The organism is Salipaludibacillus agaradhaerens, from assembly GCF_002019735.1.
In the GTDB taxonomy this organism is placed as follows: domain Bacteria; phylum Bacillota; class Bacilli; order Bacillales; family Salisediminibacteriaceae; genus Salipaludibacillus; species Salipaludibacillus agaradhaerens.
The window spans coordinates 4,217,861-4,241,256 of record NZ_KV917378.1 but is presented as its reverse complement, the minus strand read 5'-3'; the positions used below and the strand labels follow the sequence as shown (position 1 = coordinate 4,241,256).

The 23,396-nt window shown below is 37.3% G+C and carries 20 protein-coding genes; 8 read left to right on the top strand and 12 right to left on the bottom strand.

What is annotated here, in order from left to right; all coding sequences use genetic code 11:
• Positions 1-188: 188 nt before the first annotated feature.
• Both BK581_RS19440 and BK581_RS19435 read left to right on the top strand, forming a co-directional pair.
• The gene (locus BK581_RS19440; protein WP_078579733.1) at positions 189-1,007 is read left to right on the top strand and encodes a Cof-type HAD-IIB family hydrolase; all 819 of its coding nucleotides are present in this window, start codon (positions 189-191) and stop codon (positions 1,005-1,007) included.
• A gap of 230 nt (positions 1,008-1,237) precedes the next feature.
• Positions 1,238-1,702 (top strand): GNAT family N-acetyltransferase, encoded by a 465-nt coding sequence (locus tag BK581_RS19435; RefSeq protein ID WP_078579732.1) that lies wholly within the window; start codon positions 1,238-1,240, stop codon positions 1,700-1,702.
• Between the two features lie 75 nt (positions 1,703-1,777).
• Here the strand turns inward: BK581_RS19435 and BK581_RS19430 are convergent, their stop codons facing one another.
• Together BK581_RS19430 and BK581_RS19425 are read right to left on the bottom strand one after the other, a co-directional pair.
• A complete protein-coding gene (locus BK581_RS19430) occupies positions 1,778-2,047 on the bottom strand; it encodes a NifU N-terminal domain-containing protein (RefSeq protein ID WP_078579731.1) in 270 nt (89 codons plus the stop codon).
• A gap of 159 nt (positions 2,048-2,206) precedes the next feature.
• Complete coding sequence (locus BK581_RS19425; protein ID WP_078579730.1) at positions 2,207-2,815, bottom strand: hypothetical protein; 609 nt, start codon at positions 2,813-2,815, stop codon at positions 2,207-2,209.
• A 168-nt stretch (positions 2,816-2,983) separates the two neighbouring features.
• Between BK581_RS19425 and BK581_RS19420 the strand changes: the two genes are divergently transcribed.
• Positions 2,984-3,946: a hypothetical protein gene (locus BK581_RS19420; RefSeq protein WP_078579729.1), complete on the top strand. Its 963-nt coding sequence runs from the start codon at positions 2,984-2,986 to the stop codon at positions 3,944-3,946.
• A 112-nt stretch (positions 3,947-4,058) separates the two neighbouring features.
• Positions 4,059-6,830, top strand: coding sequence for a DEAD/DEAH box helicase (locus BK581_RS19415; RefSeq protein WP_078579728.1), 2,772 nt, complete (start codon positions 4,059-4,061; stop codon positions 6,828-6,830).
• 263 nt (positions 6,831-7,093) lie between these two features.
• On the opposite strand, the gene BK581_RS19410 is transcribed toward BK581_RS19415, so the two are convergent.
• The 8 genes from BK581_RS19410 to BK581_RS19380 all read right to left on the bottom strand — a co-directional run bounded on the left by BK581_RS19410 (position 7,094) and on the right by BK581_RS19380 (position 14,136).
• On the bottom strand, positions 7,094-7,615 hold the full coding sequence (locus tag BK581_RS19410; RefSeq protein ID WP_078579727.1) for a BsuPI-related putative proteinase inhibitor: 522 nt from the start codon (positions 7,613-7,615) through the stop codon (positions 7,094-7,096).
• A 64-nt stretch (positions 7,616-7,679) separates the two neighbouring features.
• On the bottom strand, positions 7,680-8,525 hold the full coding sequence (locus BK581_RS19405) for a YitT family protein (protein WP_245829157.1): 846 nt from the start codon (positions 8,523-8,525) through the stop codon (positions 7,680-7,682).
• Between the two features lie 565 nt (positions 8,526-9,090).
• Positions 9,091-9,360: a hypothetical protein gene (locus BK581_RS19400; protein ID WP_078579725.1), complete on the bottom strand. Its 270-nt coding sequence runs from the start codon at positions 9,358-9,360 to the stop codon at positions 9,091-9,093.
• A 131-nt stretch (positions 9,361-9,491) separates the two neighbouring features.
• On the bottom strand, positions 9,492-9,635 hold the full coding sequence (locus BK581_RS19995; RefSeq protein WP_143709713.1) for a lmo0937 family membrane protein: 144 nt from the start codon (positions 9,633-9,635) through the stop codon (positions 9,492-9,494).
• 137 nt (positions 9,636-9,772) lie between these two features.
• Complete coding sequence (locus tag BK581_RS19395) at positions 9,773-10,147, bottom strand: rhodanese-like domain-containing protein (RefSeq protein ID WP_078580042.1); 375 nt, start codon at positions 10,145-10,147, stop codon at positions 9,773-9,775.
• 67 nt (positions 10,148-10,214) lie between these two features.
• A complete protein-coding gene (locus tag BK581_RS19390) occupies positions 10,215-11,315 on the bottom strand; it encodes an AI-2E family transporter (protein ID WP_078579724.1) in 1,101 nt (366 codons plus the stop codon).
• Between the two features lie 193 nt (positions 11,316-11,508).
• On the bottom strand, positions 11,509-12,549 hold the full coding sequence (locus tag BK581_RS19385; protein ID WP_078579723.1) for a LacI family DNA-binding transcriptional regulator: 1,041 nt from the start codon (positions 12,547-12,549) through the stop codon (positions 11,509-11,511).
• 714 nt (positions 12,550-13,263) lie between these two features.
• Positions 13,264-14,136, bottom strand: coding sequence for an AraC family transcriptional regulator (locus tag BK581_RS19380; protein WP_078579722.1), 873 nt, complete (start codon positions 14,134-14,136; stop codon positions 13,264-13,266).
• Positions 14,137-14,534: 398 nt separating this feature from the next.
• Between BK581_RS19380 and BK581_RS19375 the strand changes: the two genes are divergently transcribed.
• From BK581_RS19375 to BK581_RS19365, 3 genes are all read left to right on the top strand, one after another.
• Positions 14,535-15,902 (top strand): MATE family efflux transporter, encoded by a 1,368-nt coding sequence (locus BK581_RS19375; protein ID WP_078579721.1) that lies wholly within the window; start codon positions 14,535-14,537, stop codon positions 15,900-15,902.
• A 284-nt stretch (positions 15,903-16,186) separates the two neighbouring features.
• On the top strand, positions 16,187-17,206 hold the full coding sequence (locus BK581_RS19370) for a TAXI family TRAP transporter solute-binding subunit (RefSeq protein WP_078579720.1): 1,020 nt from the start codon (positions 16,187-16,189) through the stop codon (positions 17,204-17,206).
• Between the two features lie 221 nt (positions 17,207-17,427).
• Positions 17,428-19,407 (top strand): TRAP transporter permease, encoded by a 1,980-nt coding sequence (locus tag BK581_RS19365; RefSeq protein WP_078579719.1) that lies wholly within the window; start codon positions 17,428-17,430, stop codon positions 19,405-19,407.
• A gap of 196 nt (positions 19,408-19,603) precedes the next feature.
• Here BK581_RS19365 and BK581_RS19360 read toward each other — a convergent pair whose 3' ends face one another.
• Together BK581_RS19360 and BK581_RS19355 are read right to left on the bottom strand one after the other, a co-directional pair.
• Entirely contained in the window at positions 19,604-20,458 is an 855-nt protein-coding gene (locus tag BK581_RS19360; RefSeq protein ID WP_078579718.1) for a MurR/RpiR family transcriptional regulator, read from the bottom strand.
• A 13-nt stretch (positions 20,459-20,471) separates the two neighbouring features.
• On the bottom strand, positions 20,472-21,869 hold the full coding sequence (locus BK581_RS19355) for an aspartate aminotransferase family protein (RefSeq protein ID WP_078579717.1): 1,398 nt from the start codon (positions 21,867-21,869) through the stop codon (positions 20,472-20,474).
• A gap of 259 nt (positions 21,870-22,128) precedes the next feature.
• Here BK581_RS19355 and BK581_RS19350 point away from each other — a divergent pair, with 259 nt between their 5' ends.
• Entirely contained in the window at positions 22,129-23,298 is a 1,170-nt protein-coding gene (locus BK581_RS19350) for a KamA family radical SAM protein (RefSeq protein ID WP_078579716.1), read from the top strand.
• Positions 23,299-23,396 lie beyond the last annotated feature (98 nt).

The following is a 23,396-nucleotide window of genomic DNA, read 5'->3' as shown; positions in this document are numbered from 1 at the left end:
TATCCCCTATCATTAGCCTTCAATTAAAAACTATTTTTAATAATGCTCCAAAAAATCGCACACACATATTTTAACATACCTGAAGCATGTTATAGTATATTTATAACATGATTATAATGGAAAATGCGTTGTACACAAGATGGAAATGACATTAAAACAATTTTTACCATTAATGACAGGAGGCACATATGGATTCCCACTTAATCGCCGTTGATCTTGACGGCACTTTACTGACCGATAATAAAACAATCTCAGCGCGAAATCGAGCTGCACTTTTTAAAGCGAGAGAAGCTGGTCATAAAGTCGTCATTGCTACAGGACGGCCCTACAGAGCGAGTAAAGATTATTATCAACAACTAGCATTAGACAGTCCAATAGTCAATTTCAACGGTGCCTTCATCCATCATCCTATAGCTCCCGAGACATTTCATACCATTCATACACCTCTTGAGAAAGAAGTTGCTAAAACAATTATAGAAACATGTGAAACTTTCCGTGTAAAAAATATTATGGTAGAAGTGATAGACGATTACTACCTAAGATACTTAAATAAGGGTTTTGCTGATGCTTTCACACTAAATCAATCGCCTTCAGACTATGGAAATCTTCATCGATTATTAACTAAAGATCCTACTTCTTTATTAATTCATCCTGAGGATCACCATCACAGTGAGTTAAGAGATTTATTATCTGATGCCCATGCTGAAGTCATTGAACAACGTTCATGGGGTGCTCCTTGGAACGTTATAGAAATTGTAAAGTCAGGATTAAATAAAGCCATTGGACTACAAAAAATTGCTGAACATTATCAAATTCCCCAACAGCAAATCATTGCATTTGGGGATGAAGATAATGATTTAGAAATGCTTGAATATGCTGGGTACGGGGTAGCAATGGACAATGCAATTGATGAATTGAAAGGAGTGTCTAACTATCAGACAGACACGAACGAGAAGGACGGAATAGCTGTTTTTCTTGAAGATTTTTTTAACTTTCAAACGAAATGACACCTGTTGTCTTAAGACACTGACTCTAATAAAACGAACCTTCAATCAGTGGGAATTTTCGTTCTTCTCCCTACTGATTGGTAGTTGAGTTAATCAGGACATTAGCGTCCGTTATCTACCGCCTAAATAGAGTTAGCACTCCTCTCTATTTTGAGACGGGTTTTTACGGACGCTTATCTGATAAAAGCTCCACCAACTTTGAATCACGAGATTAAAGGAGGAGAACGAGCATGAGAGTTTATAAAGTGGAAAAACCCGCTGATAAAATAATCATTAATGGCCTCACAACGTTGATGAGTGAGCAGATGGAAAGCCTCAGTGCTAACGTCGAAAAAAACGCTTTAGCCAACACTATCTCCACCGCTTTAAACACAGATTCAGGAGCAGAATTTTTTGTTGCTGAACGTGATCATCTCTTTGTAGGCGCTGCTTTTTTAAACAGTGGTATCGGGTTAGATAAAGGCGGTGCTTATATTTGGCTAAATGATCTGTATGTTAAGAAAGCATACAGAAGACAAGGCATTGCTAGAAAATTATTATTAAACGTGCTTTATTGGGCAGAACAGAAAGAATTTAATGGGATTGAGTTAGAGACAGGTGTTAATAACGTAGCGACTAAAAAATTGTACAACTCTTTAGGCTTCTATGATATCGTTTCAAAAAGATACGGTCGCACACTGACACGCCCCGAATAATTTTACTCTTCCCACTATCATCGATAATGTTATCTAAAAGTAAAACAGCCGGTTTCTAAAGAACCGGCTGGATAATCACTCATATACGCTTGTAAAAACGGCTTCAACTTTAGGTAGTAAGGAATCCCAATCTGCATCTACCTCTTTGTTAACAGTCACAAAGTCCTGAAAACCAAAAATATTGTCTACTCCCTCTAAAGCTAATAGCTCTTTTGCTAACGCGTGGTCTGGCTCATCACCTTTTTTAAATGAAGCACTTCCAGTACCTTCAAAAAGCACTTGGTTTGCTGTAAACTTCATTGCATTTGGATTAGGTGTCGGTTCACCTCTAACTTCTATAGCCATCATGATACCTCCTCTATTATGTAAGTGAATTTATTTTAACATGTTTACTAACGACTTTAAAAGCTCAAACCTTCTCCATGAGTGATTTCTTATAGTTTTTATTCTCACACGCTTATTATCTGTCTCGTGCAAATGAAAAAACCAGCAGTCAACAGACAGCTAGTATAATGAACTTTGAATCCTATTCTTTATGTTATTTTTACTTTTAACAAGGTCTGCTAATAAGTGTTTTAACCTATTTACACTCTGCCTGTCTCCTTTATCAATGGCTTCTTTTAATTCCATTAAATAATAATCAATTTCACCGTTTACAACAAATTGTTCAACAGAAGGGTCAACACCTCTGTGTTTGTGTTTGGATTTAAGAGAACCTGATGAACTCATGTCCGCACCTCCCTCTGTTCTCAAAACTGAGACAATTTTGCCATGGTCGTAGTAACTTACGCAATGCATACCAGCACCAGATGTTCTGACGATGCCACTACCTTCACAGTCCGTCATTAAATCTTCCAAAGTTAAGGCCAACTCTTCAGTGGTAACCTCTAATTCTTTCACATTCACAATCGTCTTTTTTTCATTTTCTAACAGCATAGGAATATGAATTTCCTCATCGTTGGCATGGATAACAAGCTCAATGCCATCCTGATCATGTCGCCACGTTAAACGATAGTTAGAGGCTAGTAATTTATGGATAAATGTTTTGAGTACTGGGCGTGGTAATGCCATTTCAATATCTTTAAAGTGAGCGCGGAACAATGATTGACTCATATAATTGCTCCTTTCAATTCTTCTTAGTTGTCATTCTCTTTCCTGTTTGTGTAATAACTATTTTATGATCAGACATGAAAAAAAGACATTTATTTTTAAATAATATTTGTTCCCCTATACTTAACCTTGTACAATAGAAGCATCTATCGCATGAAGAAGGTGATAACTATGAGTCGCCCACATTTTACGATTTCATCGTTCCCAGAAGATGAAACGATTAAAACCTATATCAACGATTTTAGTGAGCGATGGGTCGCTGACCCTCACATTCAATTTGAGTTTCTTGAGAGGATGGAAAATTTTCTCGGTCGATATTCTAAACAACTATCTCCTTCTACTTGGACAAATGATGAACACTGTTTCTTAATCATCCTCAATAGCTTTATTGAATTGAGAAACTGTCTCGTTAAACAAGGATTCTATTCGTTTAGAAAAAAAGAAACAGAAAACATGCTACAATTATTTTTTGAACAATTTAATCACGACCTCTTAATTAATGTTATAAATGGTAACCAATATACTTCTGTGATTCAAGAATGCCAACTTTTTTTTTCTTCTATTATCAATCCTTACACAAACCTAAATAAGATAGAAGAAAGCGTTGAAAGTATTGAAGCTTGGGCCAATATATGGCTAACAAGACCTCACTTCACAAAATATAAAAGTTATTTTAATCAACTATCTACCTTTCAAACACAACTTTTTTTAAAAAATTATGTCATTAAAGACTTGGTTCAACAGCAACATCATCCGCCAACTCGTCGGACACTATTCAAGATTCTTGGCTTTCATAAAGAGTTCGAAATAGCTTTAACCATATGGAAACATTCTCACGAAGAGATCTTCCCAATGAGTTTGGAAGAAAAACAAGTGGTGAACATCATTGCCGAAGAAGAGACTGAACTCATCTTTCCTTATTATTTTCACTGGATCGAACAGCTCATTGAAAAAAAAACTTCTTCCAATTATAAACTTGCCATAATCTTATTAAGCGAACTGTATCATCATGCGCTAAAGCTCGAAAAGCAGGAACAGTTTATGTTATTTATGACCTTTCTATTTAAAAAATATAAGCACTACACTGCTTTTTACAAGGAGTTGACATCACTTGCTGATACCTTCACTCGTTAAACAGAGTATTCTTACATGTGTTCCTTGCCTTGAGACACAATCTATTAAGGGCCTTTTAATTTTATGTTTTCCCCCTCCTGCCAAATTAGAAACTCGTGGAGGAAAACCTTCCATGCTTCGCATAAAACAACAACTGTTTTTTTCACAACCAGCAACTTATTATGGCGTCTCATTAGATCTTGTTCCTGTGCCTTCATCTTACTCAACTAAATCTGTCTTGAGCGAAGCCATTTGGATACCGGCCGATTCTTTGCATGTCATAGCAGAGATTGAAGAAGCTGATCTCCCCTTTCAATTAGATGAAGTATTTACGCATTTCATTTTATTAATGAAAGATCTTGTCAACACTATCTCTCCTTTATCCGTCTATCCAACTAAAGAAGGGACGTGGTGGTTTACTGACGAAAAAGCTACGAAAATTAACGCATTTTTAAGGCACCATGCTAAATTTAGTGAGACCATGAACATGAACTTTAAATCCACCTTACATGATTGGCTACAAGTGTATGTCTCTCATTCACATCATTTCAAGGAAGAATTAACGCTCTATCGTAAAACATTAACAATGCATCTTTCTAACGAGAGCCATATTCAAAGTTGGTTGAACGCCCTAGGTGATGCAACAATAGTAGCACCTATAGCTGAACCGCTATACCCTATGTGTATGAGCTACTGGAACGGTACGACACCAGAACCCTTTCAATTACAACTTGCCTTAGAACCGCCTCCTTTTCCTAAAGGAGATTGGAAACTCATTTGGTACATTAAGGAGTGGAATTCAGGTCTCCACAGTACGCTAACTGATATCACAGAGGGTACCCATTCTTTACGTCAAAACCCTGTCCCTTGGCTGAAAGGGGAAATGAAGAAAAAAAAACTGGATATTCTCTACCCTCTTTCTTTAAGTGATACGCGAACACATTATTTTTCTATCTCACACGAAAAAGTCAGTTTATTTTTATTAGAAGATATTAAAAAGTTAGAGGAGAACGGTATTTCCGTTTTGATACCTGACAAATTGATAAAAAGAGTCACACCACAAGCTACGGCATTCGTGTCCACTGCCATAAGTGATACTGAACAAGAACGATATACACCTTGGATAAAAAGTCATGTTTCGTGGGAACTAATTCTTGGAGATGTCACGTTAGAAGAGGAGACGTTTAGACAACTTGTTGCCGAACAGCGTCAACTTCTATATATCAATCATCAATGGGTATTATGGAATGCAGACGTGGCAAATCATTTGCTCAACTATATTGATCACACAAATGCGAATACCGAGTTTTCATTTACAGATGCTATAAGGCATGTTTTTAATGCCCCTTTATCTGAAAAAGATGACGAACTAGCTAATTCATTCATTACTTGGAAGTTAACCGAAAAGACGAAAAAAACAATGGCTAAACAAAAAGAGACCCTACATCATCTCATCTCAAAAAAATGGTTAACACTATTAAAACCATACCAACAAACAGGGGTTGATTGGCTGCTTAATATGAGAGAGCTTCAGTTAGGGTGCTGCCTTGCGGATGACATGGGCTTAGGAAAAACAATTCAAGTTATCTCATACTTAGACACGATATTTTCGCAGTCATCTGATACGAGAGGTACCTCTCCCTTTCTGATTTTGTGTCCATCTAGTTTAATCCATCATTGGGAAAAAGAACTGAAGACGTTCGCAAATCATTTAAATGTTTATGTCCATAGTGGCTCCCCAATGAAAAGAGAGGACACATTCACCCATATTATCGCTTCTTCACACGTTGTCGTTTGTTCCTATGCTGTAGCAGTAAGAGATAGAACGTTAATGACGGGTCATTCTTGGGAAGCTTGTATCTTTGATGAGGCACAAATGCTAAAGAACAGTCGTACAAAGCAGAGACGTATCGTTAAATCACTTCGCGCGCAGCATGTCATTGCCTTAACAGGTACACCAGTTGAGAATCATCCGAGCGACATATGGAGTTTAATGGATATATTAGTTCCTGGATTACTTAAAGATGAGACGACATTTTATAAACAATTTATTTACTCAGCTAATAACCATGATAAAGAAGATCGTTTAGAGAAGCTTCGCATGCTTATTCGCCCATTTATTTTAAGACGGACAAAGGAGCAATTCTCGTCCACATGGCAACTTCCTGAAAAAGTCGCACACACTTATTCTGTTCAGCTTACCCCAGAGCAGATAACCCTTTACAAAGCTGTACTGGATGATTGGAAAGAAAACTCGCTAGCTTTACCTGAGAACACTCAGCGTGCGATGATTTTCAAAACGATGACTAAGTTAAAACAAATTTGTAATCATCCTGGCCAGCTTGTAAAAGACAGATTTCAAAAAATGTACGAAAAAGAGCGCTCTTATAAATGGGATAAAGCGGTTGAATTGTTAGAACAGTGGATGAGTGGTAACAAACGAGGCCTTATATTTACACAATACCGTTTTATAGGTGAGCTTTTTCAAGCATATGCTAAATCAACGTGGCAATTAGATATCCCATTTTTTCATGGCGCCCTTTCATCTGATAACAGACACCGTATGATTGAAACATTTCAAACGAATGGCTCATTGCCCTTCATGGTTATTTCCTTAAGAGCAGGGGGATTTGGTTTAAATTTAACTGAAGCAACAGAGGTTATGCATTATGATCGCTGGTGGAATCCAGCCGTTGAAGCACAAGCGACTGATAGAGTCCATAGAATTGGACAGACCCATACCGTTACTATTCATACGATCATAACTAAAGGAACAATTGAAGAACGAATTGAAGCACTCATTAATGAGAAAAAAAAGCTCCAACAAGCAGTATTAGATGGAAGACCATTACCAATATGGCAACTGACTAATGAAGAGTTAACCGAGTTATTTTCTTTAACATAATCACCTTTTAAACTAGCATTAAACCTCTTTTATTTAACAGGGGAAGGGCTCATTAAAAGCACCCCTTCAATCAGTAGCGGTTTCGTTCTTCTCCTACTGATTGAAGGGGCGTGAATCAGGATATTAGCGGCCCAGCTGTTATCTCCCGCCTTAATAGAGTTAGCTCTCCTCTCTATTTTGAGCTAAAAGTTTTACGAATGGTTATCGGTAATAAAAATGAGACGAGGAGTCGCATGCTCCTCGTCTCATTAGTGTATGTTTCTTTATTCCTTTTTGAAAGTGAGTTTAAAAGGGGTATTTTCCACTTCTTCATTATCAATTTCATAAATATTAAGCTTAGTTTCAATCGTAAGTGAAGAAAAATCAGCCTCTGACTTATCCCATTCCACTTCAAAAACGAGCTCCTCGCCAGGACTTATTTCCTCGGCAATAAGAGCTTGAGTAAACATCATGCCTTCAGCAAAATCATATAATTTGGAGCCAGATTCGTCCTTAATAATGACATCGAATTGATGTCCAGAAGGGAAAGTAACTGTTTTTTCGTCTTCAGTGATGTTTTCTAATTTTAATCTTACTACTAATTGATCATTGACCTCTTCCGCCTCTGTTTTATAGGAAAGTCCTTCATATTCAATCACATCATTGCCTCCTGACTCTATATTTTCTTCAGATTGCTGTGATTTCTCCGAATTCGTTCCGTCATTCCCCCCCTGTCCGCATGCTGCCATAACACTAGCAGTCATTAACAGAAACAACGGGAAGAGTACCCAGCTTCTTTCTTTCATGGCTCCTTCCCCTCCTAAAGGTTACTACTAGGTTAGACGGTACATTAGAATAAATGTTACAAACTTAATCATCCTCTTTACGGAACATACCAAATACACCTGTTGTTTGAACAATATTCGTAAAAGCATGAGGATCTGTTTGCTCAATCACCTGTCTAAGTAAATATAGCTCATATCTCGTTATGACGATCAACAACATCTCTTTTTCTTGTTTAGAATAACCTCCTTTAGCTGGAACCCTCGTAACACCCCGTGTAACCTTTTTATAAAATGCTTCTTGTAGGGCATCTGGTTGACTCGTTACTACCATTGCAGTCAATTTAACATGTCTCGTGTGAATAGTATCGATAATCCTCGAAGTGACATACAGTGTAAGTAGGGTGTACATCGCTTTCTCCATACCAAATAATAACCCAGAAGCCATTACAATAAGCGCATTCATAAGGAAAAAGTAAACACCTAGAGGACGATCACTCTTCTTAGCTGCCAGGAGCGCCAATATATCGACCCCTCCAGTAGAAGCCCCCCATTTTAACACAATGCCTGCTCCTATACCTGTAAATACCCCACCGAAAACAGAGTTCAAAATGATATCCGCCGAGAATCCATATTCAGGAATTAGTTCAAGAAATAATGTTGTAAAGGCCACATTCACAAAACTGTATAAAGTAAACTTTTTTCCAACTTTAAACCAGCCTATTACGGCAACTGGAATGTTTAAAATAAATAGTACCAATCCCGGAGAGAGAGGAATTAATTCAGCTATAATTTGAGAAAGACCTGTAAACCCACTAGCAAAAACGTTAGCAGGAATTAAGAAAAGATTAAGGCCCATGGCTAAAATTAAGCCACCTGTTGCTGCAATTAAGAGAATTTTTAATTCTTCTAATATGTCTATTCGCTGGGGCACTAGTAATGCCTCCTTTTTTATCTGTTTTACAGACTTTATTCTTTTATTATGACCCACATTAGCCATATGAATTAATTTCTTAATATAAAACGAACCTTCATCAGTGTGCGTTTTTCTCCTTCTCCCACTGATAGGTAATTGAGTGAATCAGGATTTTAGCGTCCGTTATCTCCAGCCTAAATAGATTTATCTGTTACCTTCTATTTTAATTTAAGGTTCACGTTTTATGGACGGTTATCTGTGATAAATTTTCTCTGTAAAAGAGCCTGATGCTGTTATCTCCCCTTCAGACGATATTTTCCCAAGAACTTGTCTTAGCTAATTTGCAAAGAAACTCCGCACAAAAGTAGACATTCAGACGACGACGCTTCAACTTCCAAAAATATCTATATTATATAGTGAGCACCGTAATTAAGAAAGCATTTTAAGAGAAACAATCAAAATCATTCATTGTCTATGTGTGTAAACGTACTGATGAGAAAGTCTTTCTCTGAAACAGTGATTTGCGTGTATATAGAGCAACAAAAAAGGAAGCTCCGTAAAAGATACAGAGCTCCATCACTTACTACTTTTTATGCTTTTCATTGTAATAATTGACAGAGAAAACAGCACCTTCATCGACCATTGAATTATCTTCAATATCATTTGGATCTGAGTGACCAATCTTCTCCTCCAAATATGGCTCATAATCTTCCTTACTCTCACCTTTTAATTTCGCTTTTAATCGATTGAATTCATGCATGAGCTTTTCCCTGTTTTCTTCTTTTCCTAGATAGTAACTTCCAGCTGCCACTGCTGTGGCAAGTAAAGTAGAGGTAAGCCACTTATTAGCCATTATAGACAATCTCCTCCTTTAATTTAGTGACTCTGACATAGCAAACTAATTTTATTGTCTTATATGAATGGTGACATTGTCTATCATTTTCTATTCTTTTTTATTTTTCTATCTTCATTTTTCTGTTCATGTTAAGCACGTCTGCCTGTAATTAAGTTGATTATTGCTACGACTAAGGCAATGACAAGTAATAGATGGATGAGTCCTCCACCGATTTCAAAACTGAATCCTAATAACCACATTATAATAATTATCCCAACAATTGTCCAAATCATCCTTTATCCTCCTTTAGTGATCTGACACTACATCGTCAGTTGATAATAACTGTTTAGTCTGTGCTATAGCCTTTATTGACAAAAATAAAACCTTCTGCCACTACAGCAGAAGGAAATTAGGTCTATATAACTATCGTTTAAAGTTTCTTCAAATCTTCAGGAGATTTAATATAAGTCTCCTCACCCTCATTCGTGTCGCCATCCCAAGCGAGCATGCCACCATCGTAATTCATGACATTATTAAACCCTTGTTCTTTCATGAATAGGGACACATTTTGTGAACGGTTGCCACTTCTACAAACGAATACATATTCTTTATTCTTATCAAAACCATCAAGCAAATTAGGAATACTATGCATTGGTATAAGAGGCACACCAGGTATATGACCAGATACGTATTCGTCAGGTTCTCTTACATCTAACACAATTTGCTTAGGATCTCCCTTTGATAAAAGGTCTTTAAGCGATTCTTTATCAATTTGTTTGATACCATCTTTTTCATGCGTGCTCATCCTATCACCCCATATTATAAATTGACCCTTCAAATGTTCCACCTATAAGTTGTTCTTGACTACTTCTTTAAATGTTCAAATCATTATCATTACTTTTTCTTAATTGGATAAGTCGATAGAAATGGGAAATAACCACTTTCGTAATGGCATACAAAGGTACTGCAAGTATTAATCCAAAAAAACCTGCAAACCTTCCACCCACTAAAATTAAAATAATAATGGTTAATGGGTGAACAGCTAGCTTTCTTCCCATCACCTGAGGAGAGATTAAATTACTCTCAATTTGCTGCACAATGACGATTGCAAGCACAACCCATAAAACCATAATTGGTGAGTCAATCAATGCTACTATAACCGCAGGGATCGTTCCAATCCAGGGCCCAATAAAAGGAACGATATTTGTAAACATAGCCACAAGTGCAAGAATTAATGAGTAGTCAATGCCGATAATAAGAAACGCAATATACATAAGAACACCAACACAAACGCTGACAATGACTTGCCCCTGAATGTACGATGCTAATTTATCATCCATGTCTCTTAATACTTTAAGGCCTTCTTCCTGCTGCTTTTCAGGTAAAAGGCGAAGCATTTGCTTAGGTCCCTTATTCCCATCTTTCAATAAATAGAACAATACAAACGGAATGATAATCAACACGAGTATAACATTTGTTACTAGCCCAATAAAACCAGCTACATTCGTGGCAATAAAATCAAAAGCTTCGTACATATAGTTTGTAAAATTTGTCACTACTTCTTCCAATGAGAAGTTTTCAGTTTCCTGAAAACGAGCCAGCCAATCATTGTCTTCAATTTGTATAAATAGCCGTCGTAATTCATCAAACAGCATAGGTGCATTGTTCACAAGGTTCATCACTTGACGTTGCAGGACAGGCCCAACTAAAAAGACCAGTAATGTAATAAGCGCAATCAATATGATATAAATTAATAAGATAGCAACAGTACGGGGTACCTTATAACTATGTAACAAATTCACAATTGGTCTTAGCAAATAAAATAACACACCTGCTATTAAAAATGGAATAAAAAGCGTTTGGAAAAACACGACTAACGGTCTAAAGATAAACGTAATATGGCTACCTACAAGTACAATCAAAAAAATTAACAAGGTAGCTGCTAAAAATTTAAAAAAGCGCGACTGTAACACTAACCTTCCCTCATTTCTAAATTTACAAGTAATCATATTGCTACTTCATATCCTAATCATTAAAACTTTCATATTTTCAGTTAAGTGGTAACTAATCAATGTGAGTAGGGAAAGTAACCCATTTTTAACCTAAACAAAATTATACCATGTGGTTGTACTGATTGCAGTTTATATGGTCGTTTATTCCCTGCTTTTAATTAAAAGACCTATTACTTATTTTTTGGCACGTCTGTCTTTTAATCAATTTATGAGGGATAATCACCTGCTTCGTTTTAATATCAGGATGATTAATTTGGTCGATTAAACAATTAGCGGCCTCAAAACCGAGACTATAAATATTGATATCAACTGTCGTCATTGGTGGTGAAGATAGCTCTGATATCAGCACATTATTAAAACTAATAATAGAGATGTCCTCAGGAACTTTAACATCCATTTCACTCAACATCCTCATAACTCCAAACGTCATAATGTCATCCGCCACAATTAGAGCTGTTGGTCGGTCAGACAAACTCATTAGATCAATGACTGCTTCTTGTCCTCCTTCTTGGAGTTCCTCGTGAAATACAACGTAATCGTCTTTAACACCAATACCGGCATTCATTAATGCCTTTTTATAGCCTTCCATATGATCTAAAGTAACTACTGTTTCTAGATTTCCTCCAATAAAAGCAATGCGTTCATGTCCAAGAAGTAATAAATACTCAGTAACTGTTTTAGCGGCCTTAAAATTATCATTATTAACATAGGTTACATCAAGCTTCTCCTGATCATATGGCCGACCAATCACAGTGAAAGGAAACTTCTCATGATACAAATAACTCATTAATTTATCATTAACTTTCGAGTATAGTAAAATAATGCCATCAACTCGTCTACCTAGCACCATATCTTGAACCTCTTCAAAAATCTCTTCGTCAGATTGACCTGTAGACAAATATAGCCCATAATCCAACTGATGGGCTTTTGTACTAATTCCGCGAATAACCTCTGGAAAAAATGGATTCTGGAAAGTTTTGGTCACGGAATTTGGCATAATAAGACCAATTGTTTTCGTACTCTTATTCGCTAGATTTCGAGCATTATAATTTGGGTGGTAGTCTAGCTCCTTCATTGCCTGCCGGACTTTTTCTTTAGTCCGTTCACTAATGCGAGGGCTATTCGCTATTACTCTTGAAACTGTGGAAGGTGCAACATTTGCAACTTTCGCCACATCTTTAATTGTTACAGACATTTTTAATCATCCCTTCATTTATAAAACGAACCTTCAATCAGTGGGAGTATTCGTTCTTCTCCCACTGATTAGTAGTTGAGTGATCCGGACATTAGCGTATCTCCCACCTATATAGATTTAGCTCTCCTCTCTATTTTGAGCCGGGAGGTTTATGGACGGTTATCTGTGATAAAGAAGAGAACTCTCTTTATACTACTACTCTGAATGAAAGCCCTTTATTTAGAATATATAATTAAGAAAAAACGACGTAATAATACTATTTTAGCGCTCTCAAATCAAAAGAACAATATTTCCCTTCAATTTTTGCCAGGTAAGTTAACTCTAACTCTCTAACGGTTGAGCCACCCGTACCTGTAGATCTTTCTGTTATTTCTGGGATGTTCGTCTAATTGAGAGTCTTCATTATTAATCACATCGTTAATTAATCAGGTTTCTCAGGTTCTCCCTGACCAGCTAATGTCTCATTATTTTCTTGCTCGGTTAACGTGTCAATATTATCAATATTTCTTCTCCACTTCCTCCACAATCTGCATTAAAAATGAAAACTCTTTACTTTTTTTTACGTTAAAAAACATTGTCTGTTCCATATAAAAAATCTGATTAATCCTATTAAGGTTTGATTATACCAGTATGTAGCAGTATAACCGTCTACTAACACAAAAGTAAATGAGTGATAGTACACGTTTGCACATTAAGTTATTTTAGCGTGCTCCCTTACCATTGCTGAGTAAACGTTATCCGTCTATATTGTCCTGGTGAAATGCCTTCCTTACTCTTAAAAACCCGTGAGAAATAAGCCGAATCCACAAAACCTAATTCAGAAGCAATCGTCTTTAAATCGTTATTTTCCTTCATTAATAATTCTTTTGCTTTTGAGATTCGGCACTGGTTTAAGTATTGAATGGGTGTTAAGCCAATGGTTTTCTTCAACGCTCGCGTTAAGTAATCAGGATGATACAATAATAATTGCGCCATTCTCTTGACATTAAAATCAGGATCTCTATAATGCTTTTGAATATAATTCATGCATTGGCGTGCTACATTTTCAGTGCTTGTAGGGACTTCTAAAGCATTTTTTTGAATGAAAATAATGATGTTAAATAAGACAGATTGTTGTTTCATTCGCTCTTCAGGAAGGTTAACTCCTTCTATCTTAATAAGATTAGAAAAGATTTCGATCGCTTTATCAGTATGATGAAAATGCCCCAGCCTCGGTAAATGAATTTCATACAAATCTGATTCCGTGTACGTCCCTTTTCTTTTAATTATATTGGACCAATCTTTCTTAATTGAAGGGACGAGCTGATAATAAGAAGAGAAATTAAAATGTATCCAAAAAAACTCCGTTCTTTCCTCACATAATTTACTCCCTTCATGTCTATAATGTGGCGCTAAAATGACATAATCTCCTCGTTTTAAAGTCACATCTATTCCGTTTTCTTTCATATATAATGTTCCTTTTGTTATAAACAATAAATCAAATACATGAAAGGTTCTTGCAACATGCTTCTCCCCTTTATGTAAGATTCCTTGACCACTTTTGATAAAAATAGGCAATGGCGGGATTATAGTTGATATGGCATCCATTATAAGCACCTTCTTAAAAAGTCGTTTTTGTACAATACAATTCGTTTTTTGAACTTCATTTTCATTATAAACTCTTTTATGATTAAACTCACCCTATCATACCAGTAGTCGTTTCAATCCAGGTACTTTTGACACACATAAAAAAACATAGCGGATAAACTTCTTTATAAAAGTCATATGTTTTATAAAACGAACCTTGAATCAGTGAGCGTTTTCGTCCTTCTCCTACTGATTGGTCGTTGAAAAAATCAGCACATAAGCGCCTGTTATCTCCCCAAAAGAGGCAGTCGTTTTACGGACGGTTATCTATGTTAAAACTTTAAACCTAAGACTTTATAAGGATATTATCTTCTAACTCCCCCTTACCGATTAACTTAAGTAAAAGAAGGTGACCACTTATGCAAAATAAACCTAATCGCCGCAGTAAACTAACATTGTTTGCGTTAACATGGCCAATATTTATCGAGATTCTCTTACATATGCTTATGGGCAATGCTGATACACTGATGTTAAGTCAATATGATGATAATTCTGTAGCAGCCGTTGGCGTCTCTAATCAAATATTCAGTGTCGTTATTGTGATGTTCGGCTTTGTCGCCACTGGAACAACAATTTTAATTGCTCAAAATCTTGGTGCTAATAAAAATAAAGCTGCTTCCCAAATTGCTGTTGTTTCCATTTGGATCAATATATTGTTCGGTTTAGTATTAAGTATCGTACTGATTCTATTTGGTAAACCGATCCTTGCAATTATGAACCTTCCCGAAGAATTAATGGGCACAGCCACCATGTATTTACGAATTGTCGGAGGCTTTTCTTTCATTCAAGCACTCATTATGACACTATCCGCAATCATTAAAAGTCACGGTTTTACGAAAGATGCCATGTACGTCACGATTGGAATGAATATTCTTAATGTATTAGGAAATTATCTATTTATTTTTGGCGTATTAGGTGCCCCAGAACTAGGCGCCACTGGGGTTGCTATTAGTACAGCATTTAGCCGAATTTTAGGGACAATTATCCTATTTATTATGCTGTTTAAAAGAGTTAGAGGAGAATTACCATGGGCTTTTGTTATCCAAAAATTTCCCAAGAAAGAAGTTAAAGATCTCCTTAAGATTGGCATCCCTTCAGCAGGTGAACAGCTTTCTTATAATACCTCTCAAATGGTGATAACGTATTTTATTGCTTCTATGGGAACTAGCGCTTTAACAACGAGAGTATACACATTAAATATCATGATGTTTGCCTTCCTCTTTTCTGTGGCGATCGGGCAGGGTACACAAATATTAGTTGGCTATTTAATAGGTGAAAGAAAACATGAAGAAGCCTATCGTCGAGGCTTAAGAAGCTTATGGATAGGTATCAGTGTGTCTACTTTTGCAGCCATTCTGTTTGCAGTTTTTAGCCATCCGCTTTTAAGTATTTTCACCAGTAATACCGACATAATTCAATTGGGCAGTTTGTTGCTCGTTCTGACAATTTTTCTTGAGCCAGGAAGAGCTTTTAATTTAATCATTATTAATTCTTTAAGAGCTGCTGGGGATGTGAAATTCCCAGTAATTATAGGTATTTTATCTATGTGGGGAATAGCTGTTACTATTTCTTACACAGCAGGTATATGGCTCGGCTTTGGCTTAATCGGTGTTTGGATAGCCATGATTTGTGATGAATGGCTAAGAGGTCTATTAATGCTAAGGCGTTGGAAGACACGTAAGTGGGAGCAGATGTCATTTATTGATGTTAATCAAAATCAAAACTAGCCTTATACCCTTTAATCAGGCTATTACATAATTATACATTCCAGTTTAATAGTCATTATGTAAAATCTTCTTACAATAATAATAGACGACTTTTCTTTCTTTTCTGATATCTTATAAACCTTTGATACTACAGGTTTCAGCTACATATTTTTACACATATAATAGCTTAATTAAGATACCTTTTGACATTCTCAAATAATTTTGGTTAAATAAAATAGACTATCAGCAACTTTTTATACGGTTTCTGGTATGTTTAGAAATTTAATTTTAAGGGGGAATGTACGTTGAAGAAAAAGTTCACTTCAATGTTTGCCATTTTATTAACTGGTACACTCGTGTTAGCTGCTTGTGGAAATGCAGATGAAAACAATGATAATACTGAAGAAAATGACACTAATAACGCTGGAACAGATACTGATGTTGGCGGCCTTCAATTAGGAACAGGGAGTACTGGTGGTACTTACTATCCGTTAGGTCAAGAAATGGCCACTGTTATTAATAACAATATTGATGTAGACGGATTTGATTTAAGCGCTGTTTCATCTGGTGCTTCTGTCGATAACATTGTGAGTATTTTTCAAGGCGAAATGGATCTCGGTATGACAGTTCATCTTCCTGCCCTTGACGCCTTAACTGGAGATGGTGAGTTTGAAGGGGTTGCAGTTGATAATTTCGGATTTATGGGGCACATTTACCCTGAAGTTATGCAAATTGTGACAACTGAAGGTTCTGGTATTGAATCCATTGCTGATCTTGAGGGAGCTTCTGTTGCTATTGGACCACCAGGAAGCGGTACTCAAGCAGCTGCTAAATTAATTTTAGAAGCGTATGGTTTAGAAGATGGGGATTATGAAGCTTATGAAGAGGGATTCGGTGATGCAGCTGGTCGTATTCAAGACGGCAGTCTAGATGCTTCTTTCGGTCTATTAGGCTTACCTGACGGAAGTATTGAAGAGATTGCTCTTCAACGTGATGTGAAGCTTATCCCGCTAAGTGATGAAGGCATTTCATACATTGAGGAAAACAGTGGTTATGAAGCTTTCACAATTCCTAGTGATTCCTACGATTTCCTAGAAGAGGATATTCAAGCAATTACCGCTTATGCCGTACTTGTTGGGTCTTTAGATTCAATCGATGAAGATTTAGGTTATGAAATCACAAAGGCTCTTTTTGAAAATAGTGGTGACATTTCTCACTCTCAAGGAAACCACTTAACAAAAGAGAATGCGCTCAATGGTTCTGAAGGGCTCCCTTTACACCCAGGTACTGAGCGTTATTTTGAAGAAGAAGGCATCACCCAGTAAAATAATGTTACTAACTGATTAAGGGGCGGACCTCTTTAAGATCGTGTCCTGCCCCTTCTTTTCTTTGCCTCTTTCACAGACAAGTTTGCAAGTTAGATTTTTTCTACCGTTCTGCTTCCATTCGCAGAACATCGACGAAAGCGCTGGAACATCAAGCTCCTCCATTTTCGTCGATCTTTCATATAACGTTATTTTCATATAATTATAGGTGAGGTGATCGTATGGTTGAAACACATAAAGACATATTAACAGAACAACAACAGCAAGAAATGCTGGCCAAATATGATAAAGAAGCCTCTTATCGGCAAAACCCTGGTAAATGGGCTTGGGTTATTTCTTTTATCGCTATTTCTTTAACCATCTTTCATTTATGGCGGGCATTCCCACAAACTGGTGGGCCGCTCGTGTATCAAATTCAAGGAGCTGTTCATCTCGGGACAGCTTTAGGGCTTATTTATCTGCTATACCCATTTAGACGTACAGGCATGAAAAAAGTCGGTGTGCCTTGGTATGACGTTGTATTAGCATTTCTAAGTATGTCGTCCGTCTATTATATTGTCCTTCGTTATGACTGGATTACGGGCGCTGCTAGAATAGTAGGGTTTTCTACTACCGATATCATCGTAGCGTCCATCGGTATTGTATTGTTATTGGAAGCCACACGCCGTGCGGTTGGTTTACCGATCATTGTAATTGCTAGTTTAGGGATTCTTTATGGGCTGTACGGCACGAACATACCTTACTTTGGACATGGCGGTTTTAACTGGGAAGGCCTTACAAGACGATTATTTTATACATCTGAAGCAATTTTCGGTACACCGATTCAAATTTCTGCCACCTATATCTATCTCTTTTTATTTTTCGGTGTCATGTTAACCAAAACAGGGGTTGGACAATATTTCAATGATTTAGCTTTCGGTGCCACAGGTCGATTTACGGGTGGTACGGCGAAAGCTGCTGTAGCTGCTTCAGCACTGCAAGGAACCGTAACAGGTAGCTCTGTTGCCAACACGGTCGCATCAGGCTCATTCACAATCCCGATGATGAAACGGGCAAAATTTAGACCGGAATTTGCCGCAGCAGCCGAAGCTTCTGCATCTACAGGTGGTCAGATTATGCCACCAATTATGGGCGCTGCTGCATTTATTATGGCCGATTATGTTAGCAGTGTCTCATACAGTGATATAGTTATTATCGGTATCATTCCTGCATTACTTTACTTCACAAGTGTTTTTATGGGAACACATTTTGAAGCGAAACGTCATGGTATTCATGGACTACCGAAAAGCGAACTACCGTCTATGACAGGGCTTTTAAAGCAGATTTATTTGCTTGCTCCTCTCGTCACGATCGTGACTATGCTTGTTTTAGGTTTCACACCGACATATGCAGCCCTCTGGGGCATTGGGGCTGCTTTCTTTGTGAGCTTCTTCCGTAAAAACACACGTATGGGTATCTCTGATGTTCTTGATGCTCTTGAACAGGGGGCGAGAGTCGCCCTCCCTGTCATCGCCGCGTGTGCCACTGCTGGAATTATCGTCGGTGTTGTGGTGTTCACAGGTTTAGGTGGTAAAATCGCTGGCGGCTTGCTCTCTCTAGCTGGAGATAACTTATTCTTGTTAATGTTCTTCACGATGATAGCGTGTATTCTTCTTGGAATGGGGCTACCGACAACAGCTAACTACGTTGTAACAGCTTCAATGGCAGCTCCGGCATTGATTTCGTTTGGGGTACCTGAAGTCGCAGCTCATTTCTTTGTCTTTTATTTCGGTATTGTGGCGGACATCACACCACCTGTTTGTCTAGCAGCTTACGCTGGCTCGGGTATCGCCAAAGCCAATCCAATGAAAGCTGGTGTCACTGCTTTTAAGCTTGCCATAGCCGGATTTATTATTCCATATGTCTTTGTATACAATCCGGCTTTACTTTTGCAAGATGCGGATATATTAACTGTTATCTTGTTAGTCATTACGGCAGTGCTTGGAATGGCGGCAGTGAGTGCTACTATGATGAATTACTTCATATATTCGTTTAAATGGTATGAACGACCATTACTTCTGCTTTCAGGTCTCATGCTCATTTACCCTGAGAATTTATATATTGAGGGTGGCGGTTTACTCTTATTTGTTCTTATAGCGATGTTACAATACATGCGTAAGAAAAAGGTAGACACGCAAAACACACAAACAACAGCTTTATAATATCTTGAACTAAACAGGGGTCCCCATGTGGGCACCCCTGTTTATCTATTTAATCAAACTCTTTTAAAAATCCCCTTAGTGGTTTAAACACATAATAGAGATGTGAAAAAGGTATTTCTCTGTTCCCCCGACACTTGCTCTCCAGAAAGTAATGCCTATCTCTTTTGACGAAAGCTGAATTAACTAACCTCATTATTTAATCATAAAAGACATCAAATGTTTCCCAAAGACCTTCTAGTTCTTGTAATCTTTTCTCCACTTTCTTATGTTCGGTTCTTGTCAGAGCAGTGATTAAAGCACTAATCACACTCATAGGTGCTGAAAAAGAATCGATGAAAGAGTTAATTTCAGTAGCAGCTATCATTTTGTGATCAGCATATGGTACTAATGGGCTTAATAAATGGTCTGTTATAACCACCGTTTTCGCACTTCTTTGTTTCGCGTACTTCAGAACTTCAACAGTCCGTTTCGTATATCTGGAAAAGCCGAGACCGATAACTAAATCTTCTTCAGTTAAATCAAGCAAATGCTCTGACACACCATCAGCTTGACGGATCATTTCTGTATTTTGCAGGACTAGATCTAAATAAAATTCTAAAAATCCACCCACACTAGCCGCACTGCGATAGGCAATAATGTAAATTCTTTTTGCTTCAATAAGCTCATAAACGATTTTTTCAAAAATTGCTGGATCCACTTGATTCAACGTTTCTTTTAGATTTTGGATGTCATCTGACAATACTTCAGTGACCACATTCTCTGTTGTATCATTTTCATCAGTGGTTCTAGCTAGAACTTCAGCGGACGTCATTTTCCTTTGCAAAGCTTCTTGTAAATGTCGCTGTAAGTCAGGGTAACCTTTATAATTAAGAAAAAAGGCAAAACGAATAACGGTTGCCTCCCCTACTTGCACGTTTTTAGCAAGCTTGGACGCTGTTAAAAAAGGCGCTGTCTCGTGATGTTCAATTAAATAATTAGCTATTTTTTTGTGTGATTTGCTCATTTTTTCTCGTGTCTGGATCATACGACGATATACATCACTTTCAAGCAACGTTCTCCCTCCTTTAGGAGAATCTCGCTCCTCCTTTTAACTGATGGAACGCTTTTTCATAAGCTTTTAATGTAAAGTCTAGTTCCTCTTTTCCATGGGCTGCTGATATACTATAACGATTGAGAGGCTTTGTGTAAACACCAGCTTGAAGCAAAGCGAAATCCAACTCTTTTCTCATTTTCGTGTTCGTCTTTTGAAGATCACGGTAGTGTTTTAACTTACAACCCTTCTTCCATATTACATTAAATATAGAACCAGCACCATATGTTGTCACAGGAAGTCCTACACTTTTAGCGAGTGTTTCAATACCCTCTCGTAAACTAGTGGTGATATCTAGCACTTTAGCATATGCTTGTTCCATTTCCTTTATAGTTGCAAGTCCAGCTGCTAGAATAGTAGGATGGCCATTGTATGTGCCACTATGAAACAGAATATCTTTTGCTGACCCCGATCCTTCCTCCCCAGCTTCAAATACATCAGCTCCCCTAGAAGGTGAACTCACATCAAGAATCTCCTTCCTTCCACCAACAAGCCCAATTGGAAACCCCCCTCCAATTACTTTTCCAAGAGTTGTTAAGTCAGGCTCAATCTCATATTTCTCTTGTGCTCCTCCTAAAGCTGAGCGAAAACCTGTTTTTACTTCATCAAATATTAGAACAATCCCATACGTAAGAGTTAACTGGCGTAACCGATCTATATAAGTTTGATCAGCCATTATATACCCAGCTTGTATAGGTTCAATAATAACTGCCGCTAAATCACTGTGATGAGTCATGATAAGATGTTCGATACCTTCAATATGATTGAATGGCAAAATATAAGGTTCATTACCATCTACTTTAACATCTGCTGATTCAGGAACTGGTAATGGAAGCTCTATTTCGCCTGCTTCGTCTAATGACGGGTTAATACTGTAAAGCATCTCTTTATATCCACCATGGTAATGCCCTTCACATTTAGCTACCTTCCTTTTCCCTGTAAAAACTTGGGCAAGACGAATTGCTAACTGAGTTGCTTCAGTTCCAGAGTTCGTATAACGCAATTTTTGAATGGATGGGTAATGTCTTTTTATCGCTTTTGCAAATTCAACTTCAAGTTGATGTGGTGTACCAAACAAGCATGTACCGTCACAGAAAATTTGATCTGCTATCGCATGCCTTATTTTTGCGTGAGCGTGGCCTAAAGCAAGTGCGCCATATCCCATTAGATAATCGACGTACCAATGGTTATCAACATCCTTTAGCCAAGCGCCACGTCCCTCTTTCATCACTATAGGATAGGGTTCGAAATGCTTAATATTTGCTGCTACTCCTCCGGGTAAATGCTTTTTTGCTTCTTTCATATAGTTAAGTGAACGCTCCGTTTCTAATCCATAACAATCGAGAGAAGATTTGAGTTTCTTCATCACCATGATAGTTACATCCGCCTTCCTTCTTCACTTCATTTTTATGAAATATTTATTTCATTTTATGTTAAATAAGCTTGTTTGTGAAGGGATAGCGTAAAAATAGATGCGTTGATTTTTGTCTACATGATGATAGCTTACAGAAGTTTAGAAAAATGGAGGAAATCCTTCATTTATTCATATTAATTAATCATTTCCTCCGTTTTTGACCGTTTTTAAACATCTATGTTTAAATGAAGTAAGACTAGACGAGGAGGAGATATTTATGGCCCAACCAAAATACATTATGAATATTGAAAAAGTCCCCCATCTCTCAGATGAAGAAAAACAGAAACTGAAACAAATTACAGAAAAATTCGTGTTTCGAGTCAATGACTATTACTTGAGTTTAATTGATTGGGGAGACCCGGAAGATCCTATTAGAAAACTCGTTATCCCCAACGAAGGTGAACTAGAAGAATATGGGAGATGGGACGCTTCAGATGAAGATAAAAACTACGTCGTACCTGGTTGTCAGCACAAATATGAACAAACTGCGTTGTTAATCGTTTCCGAAGTATGTGGTGCTTATTGTCGTTACTGTTTTAGAAAGCGCTTATTTAGAAATGATATTAAAGAAGCTATGGCTGATGTTCAACCTGGAATTGATTATATTAAAGAACATCCTGAGATTACAAACGTCCTTCTTACAGGTGGGGATTCACTCATCCTTGCTACTCGAAAGCTTCGTCGTATCATTGAACAATTGAGAGAGATTCCACATGTTAAAATTATTCGACTAGGTTCAAAGATGCCTGTTTTTAACCCCATGCGTATATATGAAGATGAAGATTTACTCAATTTAATTTCAGAATTCTCTACACCTGAGCAGCGTATTTATGTTATGGCCCACATCAATCATCCAGTAGAAATTACACCTGAAGCTAAAAAAGGATTTGAAGCGCTCCACAATGCAGGCGCAATTGTAGTCAATCAAACGCCCGTATTACGAGGAATTAATGATGATCCAAAAGTGCTCGGCGAACTTCTTGATAAGTTATCATGGGCGGGTGTCACACCTTATTACTTCTTCATAAACAGACCTGTAGCAGGGAATAATGATTTTGTCCTTTCACTGAAAGAAGCTTATGATATTGTTGAAGAAGCTAAAGCGAATACCTCTGGCTTAGGTAAACGAGTACGCTTATCTATGAGTCACACATCAGGTAAAATTGAAATATTGGCCATTGAAGATGGAAAAGCTTATTTAAAGTATCATCAATCACGAGATGGAAATTATGGTAAATTCATGGTGCTTGACTGCCCTGAAAATGCCTCATGGTTTGATGATTTACCAGGTAACGATATGTACTGGGATGCACCTGAAAAAAAATGGGATGAATTTAAAGGGGCTAATGAAAAAATAGCCGAAAAAGAAGAAGAAGCGCTAACCTGAAAAGAGTCGAAGATCATAAACTTTTATTAAGGTCTTCGACAGAACGTTCATTTAGGCTGTTTGCATCTGCAGACAGTCTTTGTTTTTATCCTTGGCAT

Excerpts from the sequence above, each read along its gene's own strand:
- BK581_RS19430 (WP_078579731.1), bottom strand. The coding sequence starts at position 2,047 with ATGGCTATAGAAGTTAGAGGTGAACCGACACCTAATCCAAATGCAATG.
- BK581_RS19425 (WP_078579730.1), bottom strand. The coding sequence starts at position 2,815 with ATGAGTCAATCATTGTTCCGCGCTCACTTTAAAGATATTGAAATGGCA.
- BK581_RS19400 (WP_078579725.1), bottom strand. The coding sequence starts at position 9,360 with ATGGCTAATAAGTGGCTTACCTCTACTTTACTTGCCACAGCAGTGGCA.
- BK581_RS19435 (WP_078579732.1), top strand. The coding sequence starts at position 1,238 with ATGAGAGTTTATAAAGTGGAAAAACCCGCTGATAAAATAATCATTAAT.
- BK581_RS19995 (WP_143709713.1), bottom strand. The coding sequence starts at position 9,635 with ATGATTTGGACAATTGTTGGGATAATTATTATAATGTGGTTATTAGGA.
- BK581_RS19355 (WP_078579717.1), bottom strand. The coding sequence starts at position 21,869 with ATGGTGATGAAGAAACTCAAATCTTCTCTCGATTGTTATGGATTAGAA.
- BK581_RS19365 (WP_078579719.1), top strand. The coding sequence starts at position 17,428 with ATGGTTGAAACACATAAAGACATATTAACAGAACAACAACAGCAAGAA.
- BK581_RS19380 (WP_078579722.1), bottom strand. The coding sequence starts at position 14,136 with ATGGATGCCATATCAACTATAATCCCGCCATTGCCTATTTTTATCAAA.
- BK581_RS19395 (WP_078580042.1), bottom strand. The coding sequence starts at position 10,147 with ATGAGCACGCATGAAAAAGATGGTATCAAACAAATTGATAAAGAATCG.
- BK581_RS19375 (WP_078579721.1), top strand. The coding sequence starts at position 14,535 with ATGCAAAATAAACCTAATCGCCGCAGTAAACTAACATTGTTTGCGTTA.
- BK581_RS19415 (WP_078579728.1), top strand. The coding sequence starts at position 4,059 with ATGCTTCGCATAAAACAACAACTGTTTTTTTCACAACCAGCAACTTAT.
- BK581_RS19410 (WP_078579727.1), bottom strand. The coding sequence starts at position 7,615 with ATGAAAGAAAGAAGCTGGGTACTCTTCCCGTTGTTTCTGTTAATGACT.
- BK581_RS19420 (WP_078579729.1), top strand. The coding sequence starts at position 2,984 with ATGAGTCGCCCACATTTTACGATTTCATCGTTCCCAGAAGATGAAACG.
- BK581_RS19385 (WP_078579723.1), bottom strand. The coding sequence starts at position 12,549 with ATGTCTGTAACAATTAAAGATGTGGCGAAAGTTGCAAATGTTGCACCT.
- BK581_RS19350 (WP_078579716.1), top strand. The coding sequence starts at position 22,129 with ATGGCCCAACCAAAATACATTATGAATATTGAAAAAGTCCCCCATCTC.
- BK581_RS19440 (WP_078579733.1), top strand. The coding sequence starts at position 189 with ATGGATTCCCACTTAATCGCCGTTGATCTTGACGGCACTTTACTGACC.